Raw genomic sequence first — 11,748 nt, forward strand, 5'->3', positions numbered from 1 at the left:
ACGGAAAGAGTAGTGCATGGGCACCATCCAGAGAGAACGACATAAGCTGGAAGCCGTTTATGGAAGAAATGTATGAAAACCATTCCCGAGCTGTGCGTAGAAGATGACCGGACACCCGGTTGTTGAAGCGTCACCGTAAGGCATGCGTTAAAGCCAAATGAAGTGAAACACTAAGGTGGAACCGTGTGAAAGCACCCTTAGGTACAAGGTTAAGGCATTGTATCTCAAGGTGCTTTTTTGTTGGTGATTTATAGGCGTTGTAAATCATGACGTAATTTGTGCATATATGTTGTATCAGATTCTAGTAATATAAGATGTATTGAAACTAAGAAGTACTAGATGTTCTGATATATGTGTTGTTAATGTACGCAACCGCCGCCAATTCGCCGTCCATGGCTCAGTGGCGGCTTGTTTGAACATCGTGTTCAAACATTGCTGTGGGGCAACAGAACATCAAGAACTTCTAAGTTCCAAACATATTTATATTACTAGAATTTGATACAGACATAAATATACACAAATTACTGTATGATGGACAAAACCTACACAATGTAATAAGAAAAAGGAGAACGAAAATGGTAAATTTCAAAGAAGACGAGCAGTTAAAAACATTGAACCACTCTTGTGCACATTTGATGGCGCAGGCAATCAAGCACCTGTACCCACAGGCAAAATTCTGGGTAGGACCGGTTGTTGCAGAAGGCTTCTACTATGACGTAGACCTCGGCGATGACGTAATCCGCGATGAGGATATCGCAGCAATCGAGAAGGAAATGAAGAAGGTTGCAAAGTCCGGCAAGAAGATCATCCGCAAGGAGATCTCCAAAGAAGAAGCAATGGAGATGTTCAAGGATGATGAGTACAAGCTGGATCTGATCTCCAATCTGGAAGATGGAACGATTTCCTGCTATGAGCAGGGCGACTTTACAGACCTCTGCCGTGGACCTCACGTAGATAATGTAAAGCTCTGCCGTAACTTCAAGCTGCTCCGTCACTCTGGCGCTTATTGGAAGGGCGACAGTAACAACAAGGTATTGCAGAGAATCTATGGTGTCTGCTTCCCGACAGCAGAAGAGCTGGAGGCACATCTGAAGCTTCTCGAAGAGGCAAAGGAGAGAGACCACAGAAAGATTGGTAAGGACATGCAGTTGTTCATGGTAGACGATCTCGTTGGACGTGGACTTCCGATGTTCCTTCCAAAGGGCTATACAATCTGGCAGGAGCTGGAGAACTACATCAAGGACAAGGAGCGTAAGCTTGGTTACCTGCACGTTATGACACCATGTGTTGGTACGGTAAATCTGTACAAAACATCCGGTCACTGGGATCACTACAAGGAAAACATGTTCCCGGCCATGGACGTAGAGGGTGAGTCTTTCGTTCTTCGTCCGATGAACTGCCCACATCATATGATGATTTATGCAAACCGTATGCATTCTTATAAAGACCTCCCAATCCGTATTGGTGAGATCGCACACGACTTCCGTTTCGAGGCGAGTGGTACTTTGAAGGGTATCGAGCGAGGCAGACACTTCTGTCAGAACGATGCGCATTTGTTCGTGACACCGGAGCAGATCGAGGATGAATTCTCAAAGGTTGTTGACCTGATCTTCAGCACCTATAAGGATTTCGGTATCACAGATTACCGCTGCGTCCTGTCACTGCGTGATCCGGAGAACAAGGTAAAATACCATGATGATGACGAGATGTGGAACACAGCTGAAGATGCACTTCGTAAGGTATTGAACGACCTTGGTATCGAGTATACAGAGGAGATCGGTGAGGCTGCTTTCTACGGACCGAAGCTTGATGTAAATGTAAAGCCGGCTGTCGGAAATGAATATACACTTTCTACCTGCCAGCTTGACTTCTGCCTGCCAGCGAAGTTCCAGCTTACTTATATTGACAAGGACGGCGAGAAGAAGACACCGGTTGTATTGCACAGAGCAATCCTCGGTTCTCTGGATCGTTTCATGGCATACATTCTGGAGGAGACAAAGGGTAACCTTCCAACATGGTTAGCGCCGGTTCAGGTAAAGGTTATGCCGGTTAAGACAGACAACGAAGAACTGATGGCATATGCACATAAGGTTGTGGATGCACTGGATGCAAAGAATGTTCGTGTCGAGTTAGACGACAGAGCAGAGAAGCTTGGCTACCGTATGCGTGAAGGTCAGGTGGAGAAGGTTCCATATCTTCTGGTTCTTGGATTCAATGAGGTAGAGAATAACACGGTATCTTACAGACTGCATGGTCAGGCAGATACAACTGTTGTTGGTCTGGATGAATTTGTTGCGAAGATTGAGGAAGAGATCAAGACAAAGGCGAAAAACAGATAATCAATGAGGAAACATCGAGTGCTTAGAGTGATCGGTTGCGTCGTTGGCGCAATCGTGATCATTCTGCTATATGAAATGATTGGAATATTTGCTGCATACAAGAAGCAGCCGGAGCTCTCGGAAGAGACGAAGCAGAGCCTGCATCCCGAAGATATCTATACGGATGCAACAGTTGAAGAACGCGCCTGTATTATTGAAGAAAATGGTAATGCGTTATTGCAGCGTGTCCGCCTGATTGAACAGGCGAAGGAAGAAATCGTCTTATCCACGTTCGCATTTCACGATGATGACAGCGGACAGATCATGATGGGCGCTTTGCTTCGGGCAGCGGAGCGGAATGTGCACATCCGTATCTTAGTAGATGGATTCGAGAGCTGGACGGCGATGGAAGGAAATGCACATTTCTATGCGATGTCGTCGCATCCGAATATCGAGATCAAGGTGTATAACCGTGCGAATCCGTTAAAACCTTGGGAGATGATGGGGCGCATGCATGACAAATATCTGATCGCAGATGGGAAGACATATATCCTTGGCGGACGAAATACATACAATTATTTCTTGGGTGAATTTCCGGGACATAAAAATTACGACCGCGATGTGCTGGTCATCTGCGAGAATCCGCAGGCGGATAGCTCCGTGAACCAGCTGCTTGCTTATTTTGAGACGATCTGGAGCCAGAAGGATTGTAAATATTTCCATGACAAAGAGAAGCTTGCCGACCGGAAATCTGTCAAGCAGGCAAAGGAAGATGTGCAGACGGCATTTGCCAATTATTACGATGCACAAAAAGATACAATCACAGACACGGACTTTGAGAAAGATACGGTTGTAACTGACAAGATCATGTTGATCTCGAATCCAATCCATACCGGGGCGAAGGAGCCGACAGCATGGTATGAGATGGGTGTCCTGATGAAGCAGGCGAAGAAACGTGTGAAGATCCACACACCGTACATCATTTGCAATGATATGATGTATGACACATGGGCGGACGTTGCCGCAAATGTACCGGAATTTACCGTTATGACAAACTCTGTCGCGAATAACGGCAACCCGTTTGGTTCCGCAGATTATCAGAAGAACCGTGACAAAATCAGTAGTACCGGAGTCACAATCTGGGAGTATGAAGGCGGATATTCATATCATGGAAAGAGTATTTTGATCGATGATGATATATCCATCATTGGTTCTTTCAATATGGATATGCGCAGTGTCTACTTGGATACAGAGCTGATGCTTGTAATCCGAAGCAAGGAGATCAACGCTCAGTTGGAATCAGCCATGATGAAATATGAACAGGGCGCAAGACAGGTGCTTGCTGACGGACAGTATGCGAATCCATATCATGTGGAGCCAATCGCATTCACACCGAAACGCCGCCGTAGAGTATTTGTTGTACGATATCTGCTTGGATGGTTACGGTTTTTGTTTTAGAGATTTTTATTCTGTAGTAGGTAATGGATTATGATAATGGAAAATGATGAATTTGTAATTCCAGAACAGTATCGGAAAATGTCCGTTACTGAATTAGATGCAGAAGCAAATAAAATGTTAAAAGAGATACAACAAGGGAAACGAATAATTCGAGATAAGAAAAAAGCTGCACAGGGAAGAATGAAATAGTTTTCTATGTTGAGTAGCAATAGTTACAGAATTTAATATATGTATTAAAGATAACTCCTTGAAGTTTTGTACGACTTCAGGGAGTTTTTTTGTATTCTTAAAGAAAAAACAGGAGGATACATACATGCAATATGGATACATCCGGGTCTCGGCGACAGATCAGAATTTGGACAGGCAGTTGATTGCGTTAAAGAACGCAGGCGTGGAAACAAAGCGGATATTTGTAGATAAATTATCGGGGAAAGATTTTAATCGTCCCAATTATAAAAGGCTGATAAAGCGATTAAAGCGTGGCGATCTGTTGTACATAGTGAGTATTGATCGGTTGGGGCGGAATTACACGGAGATTCAGGAACAATGGAGAATGCTGATTCATGATAAACAGGTGGATATCTGTGTGTTGGATATGCCGCTCTTAGATACGCGAAACAAGAAAGACCTGATGGGAACCTTTGTTGCAGAGCTGGTATTGCAGATACTTTCATTTGTTGCGGAAAATGAGAGAGCGAATATACGGAAAAGGCAGGCGGAAGGGATTGCAGCGGCAAAAGCGAGAGGTGTGCAGTTTGGCAGACCTAAAATCGTACTTCCGGATGATTTTGTGGATATTGTATATGCATGGAAACGACAGGAATTGACGTTGAATGATATTCTACAAAGGTATCCTATCAGCAGGACGACGTTCTACCGGCGGGCGAAAGAGTATATGGGGACAAAATAAAAGTGCCATAAAGTATACTTTTTGGTATTTTTGAATCTGGAAAAAATTGTTACATTATGCATTTCGATTTATCAAAATCTTGTCATAAATTGTGTAATTATGTTGATAAATATAGATGCATATGCTAGAATACAATTGTAATTTTAGGTGCCATTAAGTATACATTATGAAAAAGGGTGATGAACATGGCGGAAAAAGTTTTAAGAATCGAGGCGAAAAGATATAGAGAGGACTCGGTCGTGATGTCTGCGCGCATACCAAAAGATATGTTACAGGATATTGATTTTGTAGCAAAGGAGTCCGGCAGAACACGGAACGAGATTGTAACTATGTTTTTAGACTTCGCATTAAAAAATACAGAGATAATAGAAAAATAATAAAGGAGAGGTATTGGGGTATGTCAAAATTTGCGATAGCATGTCCAAACTGTGGAAAAAGTGTAGAAGCAAGTACAAAGTTATTTGCTAAAAAGAAAATAAAGTGCACATGCGGATATAGAATTAATGTTCATACGGACAGAATGATGACGACAAAATGTTCACATTGTGGTAATCAGGTTGTATTTGATCAATCAAAAGGAAAAAGAGCAGTTTGCCCAGTATGTAGACAAAAAATTAATACGGTAAATGATACAGTTGAGGAGTTCGCATGTGAACAATGTGGCATTCGCCTTATCACAGCAAGGAATGCATCGACCTATGTCTGCCCGGTTTGTGATTATGAGAATAACGTGCAGGAGCGCGTGATGGCAGAGAAAATCAAGACAGATGGACTGGCAAGTATCATAAAATACGAGGGCGATAATAACACATTTATCTGGAAGCATCCAATCGAAGATTTTAATTTCGGTTCCCAGTTGATTGTACATGAGAGTCAGGAGGCAATCTTCTTTAAGGATGGGCAGGCTCTCGATCTGTTCGGGCCCGGGCGTTATACGTTGGAGACACAGCAGCTTCCACTTTTGGAGAAAGTGTATTCGTTACCGACTGACACACAGGGGACATTTCATTCCGAGGTTTATTTCATCAACAAGACCGTCCAGATGTCTATCAAATGGGGAACCCCGGATAAGGTTCGGTTCATTGATCCGTTAACAGGAACGCCGCTTGCACTTGGTGCTTCTGGTGAGATGAATATTCAGGTGTCAAACTCCAGAAAATTATTGTTGAAATTAATAGGCACTATGAAAGGTATTTCGTGGGAAGAAGGACCGGGATTTACGAAGTCCCTGCAGGCGTCCTTCCGTCCGCTGATTGCAAATGCGGTCAAGACCAATCTTTCTTCTGTTATCAAGAATGAAGCGATTGATATTCTGGAAATCGATGAGAAGCTGGATTTGATATCGGATAATCTGCGAGAAAAAATCCTTCCGGGATTCGAGGAATATGGTTTGACGATACCGCAGTTTTATGTGACCAGTGTTGTTCTGCCGGAGGATGATCCGAATTTCAAGCGTATTCGGGAATTGCATACAATCACACTTCAGACACGGGTCATTCAGGCAGAAGCAACTGTGAAAACTGCACAAGCACAGAGCGAAACACAATATCGGACTGCACAGGAGCAGAGCAAAGCCGCAATCGAGGTAGCACGACGAGAAGCAGAATTGCAGCGTCAGACAACAGAGACAGAAATTGCAAAAAGAGCGGCAGAACGCCGCGTAATCGAAGCGCAGGCAGAAGCACAGGCACAACGGATGGCAGGATTGACGGAAGCTGAAATCATGAAGGCAAAAGGCTATTCGCAGAAGGATGTACTTCAGGCAGATGTTCAGAAAGCATATGCCGAAGGCATCGGCAACATGGGACCGGCTATTTCTGCCGGCGGTGGAAGTGGCGTGTTGGGAGACATGCTTGGTTTAGGTGTTGGTATGGCTGCGGCAAGTGCGATTGCTCCACAGATTGGAGGGATGATGCAGGGCTTTGCAAATCCATCTATGATGCAGGGAGGTGTAACCAACCAGACGATCACACAGGCAGATGCTGATAATCAGGCAGCTTTCTTGTCAAGAAATACGTGGGATTGTACATGCGGACAGACAGGGAATACAGGAAACTTTTGCAGCAACTGTGGGGCGAAGAAACCGCAGGCAGAACAACCGGACACATGGGATTGTGCATGTGGGAAGACAGGAAATACCGGTAAATTCTGTAGTAATTGTGGAGCAAAAAAAACGGAAGCAGAAACAAGCTGGGATTGCACATGTGGACAGACAGGAAATACAGGTAACTTCTGTAATAACTGTGGAAAGAAGCGGGGTGAATAGGTATGAACAAAAAAGATCAGAGAGGATACATCGTCCTTGGAATTATATTTGTAGTATTTACTGTAGTTGCATTTGCAGTACCTTTTTCTAAGAAGGCAGGATTCTGGCTTGGGTATGTATTTGGAATAATAGCGATTGCGTTCCAATTATATATTTTCAAAATTTCTTTTGCGCAGGGAGAGGATGTAAAGAGTAAGTTTTACGGATTCCCAATCGCACGTATTGGCGTGATTTATCTGGGTGCACAAATGTTATTCAGCATATTGGAGATGGCAACAGCAAAATTCCTTTTACCATGGGTGGCAGTCCTTGTGAATATAGTCATGTTAGCGTTTGCTCTCGTTGGATGCATCGCTGCAGATATCATGCGGGATGAAATCGTGCGACAGGATGTAAAGCTGGAAAAAGATGTAACCAATATGCGCAGACTCCAATCGTTGTCAGCGTCTCTGGTAGGACTCTGCCAGGATGAAAATGCAAAGAAAACACTGCAGGATATAGCGGATGAATTCAAGTACAGTGATCCGGTATCATCCGAACAGACAAAGGAAATGGAAGAGGATATGAAGATGCAGTTAGAGGAACTGCAAAATGCAGTATTGGAAGGGGATGTAAGCAATGTTCTAATGCTATGTGTAAACCTGAAAAATCGCCTGAATGAGAGAAATCAAATGTGTGCGATGAGTAAGTGATTGAAAAAAATGAGAAAAATTTAAGAATGGGAGAGCAATGAATTATGGCACAGATGATAACATTTAAATGCAAAATATGTGGAGGTAATCTTACTGTTTCACCGGGTGAGTATTTAGCTGAGTGCGAATATTGTGGAACAACAATGACTATTCCGAATATAGACTCTGAAAGAAAAGCACGTATGTTTGATCGTGCAAATCAATATAGAATTAATTGTGAATTTGATAAGGCGTATGAGTCGTTTAAGGTTATTGCGGATGAGGATGAAACAGAGGCTGAAGCATATTGGGGAATGGTTCTATCAGAGTATGGAATTGAATATGTAGAAGACCCGGAAACACATAGGAGGAAACCGACATGTCATAGGGCACATTTAGAGTCCATAAAAAAATGCGTTAATTTTCAAATGGCCTGTAAATATGCGGAAAAAGAAAATGTAGTCTGGTATCAAGAAGAAGCGGAGATAATAGATAATATTTCTAAAAGAATAGCAGGTATCGGAGCAAAGGAAGAACCGTACGATATTTTTATATGTTACAAAGAGACAGATGATATTACAAATGAACGAACAGAAGATAGCGTATTGGCTCAATCAATTTATGATGAATTGGTAAAAAGAAACTATCGAGTATTTTTTTCAAGGATATCGTTAGAAGAAAAGCTGGGTAAAGATTATGAGCCATATATTTATTCTGCATTGGTGAGCGCACCAGTTATGATAGTTGTGACTACTAGCAACGAACATTGTCAGGCTGTTTGGGTAAAAAATGAGTGGTCAAGATATATTGGATTTATGCATGAGGATGATTCAAAAACCATAATTCCGGTCTACAAGAAAATGTCGCCATATGATTTACCAGAAGAATTATCAAGATTTCAGGCTCAGGACATGGACAAAATTGGAGCCATCCAGGATTTGGTGCATGCAGTAGAGAAGCTGCTGGGAAATGCAAAAAATAATGATTCAGAATCTGTAAAAAATCTTAGAAATGAAATAGAAACACGAAATAGGAAAACAAAGAAAATCATTGTAATTGGTACAATTGCAATCATGTTAGGTGCTCTTGCTATTGGTATAATTTGGAAAGTTAGAAATAAAAAAATAAACTCAACTACAGACAGCCAGTATGTCATGACTGAACAAGATGAAATAGAGCAGTATTATTCAGTAATGCAGGAAGCTTATAAAAATGGAGATTATAACGATGCTGTTTCACAGTGGCTTGAAGCAACGGTTGTTTTGAATGAATATGGGGGAGTTCAGGGAAAGGAGTATAAGGAGACTAAAGAAATTAAGGAAACAGAAGTGAGATTGTTTGATGAATACATGAAGGAACAGAAAGAAGAATATATGAGTAGAAATAGCGATGAGTATTATTACTCTAATTTATATGATGTTTTATATTGTCTATCATACCACAAGCATGTGTTAGACGAATCAGAAATTTTTAATGGTGATGAAAATGAGAAAAATTTCTATATTAAGATTTTGAAAAAAGCGGCTCAAGAGGAAATTGAAGGTTACAAATATGATTCGCAACAAAGGCAACCATACCAGGATATATATGACTATTTAGACAATATGTAATCGATAAAATCATTTCTTTGCGGAGGGGAAAAACATGGCAAATTATTGTATTTATGAAGTAAAAGTAATTGGAAGTGAAAAGGCATGTTTAATGGTGTTTGAATCAATGCCATATATGGATTATAACCAGATAGAGACTAAGAATCAGAAGAATGAATTAACAGAGCTTATGTTTGCAGGCAACTGTAAGTGGTCCGTTAATTTTAAAGTGAGAGATGTATTGTCAAAGGTGGATGTTGATTCTTTTGATGAAACATTAATTCAGGAAAAAGCTTCTGATTATTACCAATATTCATTAAGAGCAAAGTCTGAAGCATTTGAATGTGAAATATTGGTACATTATTGGTCTGAGGAATCTGGGTTTGATCAGTTTGACCATTATAAAAATGGAGAAATTATAAAAAAGAGAAAAATAAAATTCAACTCTAAGAAACAAAATCGATTTGACTGGAACAAGACAGAATTCGTCGGACACGAAGGAGAATATGATGAGTCTGTGGATGGTGAGGAACAAGATGAAAAATATGTAAAATTTATAACGGATACTATTAATAAATTGGCTGGAAAGACAGATGTGTCAATTGATACAAAAAGAGATAAAAATATGAGTACAGACATGGAAAAAGTAGAAAATGCTATGTATCAATGGACGTTTACACAAGGAAATACAGTGAACTTGAATGAATGGACGATAGGAATTCCGGATGGATTTATGAAAATAAATTCAGAAGAGATGATACCTACAACACACAAAAAAAGACCATTTGAATTGGTACCTATCAAAGACAAAGAAAATCCTGAATGTGCGACGGTGCGTATTTTGCCAGGTCTTATGAAAAGCGTAGGAAATATAGGAGTTTCAGATATGTACCATCCGCTTGCAAAATTGGGTATTGCAGCAATTGTAGCGTCTAATGGTGCTAAAGACTATTTGAAATCTATGGGTGTTGCTTCAAGAGTATTTTATACAGCTTGGGATAATTCTTATGCATATATACTTGTTCAAGATGCGTTATTTGATACAGTTGATTATCATTGCACGGTATTGGCAAATGGAAAGATCCAAATCTTGGGCGTGAGGACAGGCGTTAGCGATGTAGATGATTTTGATGAAGATAGAAAAAAACAGTTAGAGCAGTCAATTATTGAATGGTTACATACAATGCAATCTAATAAATGTTCAGTGACTGTTCCAACAGTAAAATTTGAAGATGATGATTGTTTTGATGAGGTTATGAAAGGGAAAAGCCTGAAAAAATTTGAAACTGCTGTACAACAAGCGCATGAGGAATATCGTGTAGCAATGTTAGGAAAAATGCATGTTGTAAAGTATGAGTTTGAAAGTGGGGTTGGAGTCGGAAAACAAAATGTAAAGGAAACGACAAAAGAAGTTCTATTGGAAGGAATGAAGGTACGGGAGTTTTATGCAGAAAAGGCAAATGATTTCGTGCAAAGAATACAGCAAGCGGAGATAACGGGGGATACTTTTATAAAAATTCTAAAAAAATTGTTGGAATTAAAGAAGGATGATGAGCTAGCAAAAGTAACAATCGATAATCGTGTGGTTAAGGTGGATGTTCCAGACAGAGTAAAAGAAATAGAAAAAGAATGGGAGAAGATACTTCGTTCTGAGGAAGAGAAAAAGACAAGGGAACTTCAAAAAAAGAGAGAAATAGAGGAAGCGAAAAGAAAAACTGCTTTGGAAAAAGAAGCTGCTGAAAAGAAAGCCAGAATGGAAAAAGAAGTAGCCGCGTGGACGGAAGAGGTTGAGAAAATAAAGAAAGATCGCGAAGCAAATCGTATAGAGAAAATAGCATCATATGAAGATGTGGCCAAAATTAGAAAGCAACATGCAGAGGAAGTTCGAACAACACAACTGGATAGCACAAACGGCATGATTCAGGATTTGAAGAACCGTTTATCTTTGGATACTATAGAACTTGGACAATTGGGAGTGTTAAAGTTTCACAGAAGAAAAGAATTGCAAAATTCTATTGAACAATTGACAAGAGAATTGCAGGAAAAAGAACATGTCCTTATAACAATTGAAAAGGAATATGAAAAGGAAATAAAAAATGCTGATGAAGAATACACCCGGAAAGTAAATGGCCTTTCCGCGTATCTGGATGAAAAGTATCAAGTGCCAGAAAGTCCAATGGTGGTTGAAGAAAGAAAGCAAAGAGAAGAAGAAAAAGAAAAAAAAGAACGAAAAATAAAAGAGGATCCTAATTACGAAATAAAGTTAGAGATAATAGAACTTTTGGAGAGCGGTGAACCGATGATGTGTACTGAAGTGGCCAAAGAACTTGATATCTCTATAAATAAAGCAGTTGCTCTCATGTCGCAGCTTGCTGGTTCGGCGGATATGGAAAAACGAGAACCGGGAAAGATATATCCGCTCATTCGTTTTGCAGATGGAAAGAGGATTAAATTTAAGATTAATCCGGAGTGGGATTCAGAGTTATAAATATAGTGAAGGATATGGGAGGCGAAAAGCAATGAGTTGTCCAAGATG

General features: G+C 40.6%; 9 protein-coding genes. All 9 read left to right on the forward strand.

Features of this window, described 5'->3' with window-relative positions; genetic code table 11:
* Window positions 1-575: 575 nt before the first annotated feature.
* The 9 genes from thrS (at window position 576) to KP625_RS00095 (ending at window position 11,700) form a co-directional block, all read left to right on the forward strand.
* Window positions 576-2,339 (forward strand): threonine--tRNA ligase, encoded by a 1,764-nt coding sequence (thrS, locus tag KP625_RS00055; protein WP_238298471.1) that lies wholly within the window; start codon window positions 576-578, stop codon window positions 2,337-2,339.
* Between the two features lie 3 nt (window positions 2,340-2,342).
* Window positions 2,343-3,776 carry a phospholipase D family protein gene (locus tag KP625_RS00060; protein ID WP_238298472.1) on the forward strand — a complete coding sequence of 478 codons (1,434 nt, stop codon included), beginning with the start codon at window positions 2,343-2,345 and terminating at the stop codon, window positions 3,774-3,776.
* Window positions 3,777-3,806: 30 nt separating this feature from the next.
* On the forward strand, window positions 3,807-3,965 hold the full coding sequence (locus tag KP625_RS00065; RefSeq protein ID WP_238298474.1) for a hypothetical protein: 159 nt from the start codon (window positions 3,807-3,809) through the stop codon (window positions 3,963-3,965).
* 124 nt (window positions 3,966-4,089) lie between these two features.
* On the forward strand, window positions 4,090-4,686 hold the full coding sequence (locus KP625_RS00070; RefSeq protein WP_238298476.1) for a recombinase family protein: 597 nt from the start codon (window positions 4,090-4,092) through the stop codon (window positions 4,684-4,686).
* Window positions 4,687-4,871: 185 nt separating this feature from the next.
* Entirely contained in the window at window positions 4,872-5,063 is a 192-nt protein-coding gene (locus KP625_RS00075; protein ID WP_238298478.1) for a CopG family transcriptional regulator, read from the forward strand.
* Between the two features lie 20 nt (window positions 5,064-5,083).
* Entirely contained in the window at window positions 5,084-6,952 is a 1,869-nt protein-coding gene (locus tag KP625_RS00080) for an SPFH domain-containing protein (protein ID WP_238298479.1), read from the forward strand.
* 2 nt (window positions 6,953-6,954) lie between these two features.
* Window positions 6,955-7,644: a hypothetical protein gene (locus tag KP625_RS00085; protein WP_238298481.1), complete on the forward strand. Its 690-nt coding sequence runs from the start codon at window positions 6,955-6,957 to the stop codon at window positions 7,642-7,644.
* Between the two features lie 44 nt (window positions 7,645-7,688).
* Complete coding sequence (locus KP625_RS00090) at window positions 7,689-9,233, forward strand: TIR domain-containing protein (protein WP_238298482.1); 1,545 nt, start codon at window positions 7,689-7,691, stop codon at window positions 9,231-9,233.
* 34 nt (window positions 9,234-9,267) lie between these two features.
* Entirely contained in the window at window positions 9,268-11,700 is a 2,433-nt protein-coding gene (locus KP625_RS00095; RefSeq protein ID WP_238298491.1) for a hypothetical protein, read from the forward strand.
* The last annotated feature ends 48 nt before the right edge of the window (window positions 11,701-11,748 follow it).

The organism is Eubacterium sp. MSJ-33, assembly GCF_022174665.1.
In the GTDB taxonomy this organism is placed as follows: domain Bacteria; phylum Bacillota; class Clostridia; order Lachnospirales; family Lachnospiraceae; genus Coprococcus_C.

Coding starts and splice junctions, on each gene's coding strand:
- thrS (WP_238298471.1), top strand. CDS start 576: ATGGTAAATTTCAAAGAAGACGAGCAGTTAAAAACATTGAACCACTCT.
- KP625_RS00060 (WP_238298472.1), top strand. CDS start 2,343: ATGAGGAAACATCGAGTGCTTAGAGTGATCGGTTGCGTCGTTGGCGCA.
- KP625_RS00065 (WP_238298474.1), top strand. CDS start 3,807: ATGATAATGGAAAATGATGAATTTGTAATTCCAGAACAGTATCGGAAA.
- KP625_RS00070 (WP_238298476.1), top strand. CDS start 4,090: ATGCAATATGGATACATCCGGGTCTCGGCGACAGATCAGAATTTGGAC.
- KP625_RS00075 (WP_238298478.1), top strand. CDS start 4,872: ATGGCGGAAAAAGTTTTAAGAATCGAGGCGAAAAGATATAGAGAGGAC.
- KP625_RS00080 (WP_238298479.1), top strand. CDS start 5,084: ATGTCAAAATTTGCGATAGCATGTCCAAACTGTGGAAAAAGTGTAGAA.
- KP625_RS00085 (WP_238298481.1), top strand. CDS start 6,955: ATGAACAAAAAAGATCAGAGAGGATACATCGTCCTTGGAATTATATTT.
- KP625_RS00090 (WP_238298482.1), top strand. CDS start 7,689: ATGGCACAGATGATAACATTTAAATGCAAAATATGTGGAGGTAATCTT.
- KP625_RS00095 (WP_238298491.1), top strand. CDS start 9,268: ATGGCAAATTATTGTATTTATGAAGTAAAAGTAATTGGAAGTGAAAAG.